The following is a 610-nucleotide window of genomic DNA, read 5'->3' on the forward strand; positions in this document are numbered from 1 at the left end:
CCGCCGGGACGCGGGCCGGGGGGGGGCGGGCGCCGGTGCCCTGGCCGGGGGGCGGCGCGGCCCCGGGGGGATCGCCCGGGATCCGCAGGTCGCCGGGGGCCGGGGCCGGGGGGGCCGCCGGGGGATGGGGCGCGGGTGGTCCGGATCGAGACCGTTCCCCGCGCGGTTCCGCCTGCGGCAGCCATGCCGCCGGCGGTCGCGAACGCGCCGAGCCCGGCGGCACCGCCGATCGGGCCGGAGCCAGGGACCGCTGATCCGGTGATCGCCGATCCGGTGATCGCCGCGGAGTGCATCGCAGCAGGTGCGGATCCGGCTCCGAAACCCGCGCCCGTTCCCGGTGTGTACGCCGAGGTGGCGACGGTGGGCGCGTGCCCCTGCCCGAACGTCGACACGACCTCCGATACCGGCCCGGCGGCACCGGCCCCGCCGGACAACACCTCGCCCGCGACGCGGCCCGCCTCTCCACCGACACCCCGGAGCACATCTCCGTTGCCGAGGACGGCACCGACCCGGTCCGCTGTCGCGCGGGCGCCGTCGACGACGGACCGCACCGGATCCGTGATCTGCACGTGCTCGGTGTGCCCTGAGCGCTCACCGGCCCGCGGCGCGG

At 79.2% G+C, this 610-nt stretch carries 1 protein-coding gene; it reads left to right on the forward strand.

The window, feature by feature from the left end; genetic code table 11:
- Positions 1 to 368: 368 nt before the first annotated feature.
- Positions 369 to 587, forward strand: coding sequence for a hypothetical protein (locus tag A8G15_RS30960; protein WP_156665636.1), 219 nt, complete (start codon positions 369 to 371; stop codon positions 585 to 587).
- Positions 588 to 610 lie beyond the last annotated feature (23 nt).

The organism is Rhodococcus phenolicus (assembly GCF_001646785.1).
In the GTDB taxonomy this organism is placed as follows: domain Bacteria; phylum Actinomycetota; class Actinomycetes; order Mycobacteriales; family Mycobacteriaceae; genus Rhodococcus; species Rhodococcus phenolicus.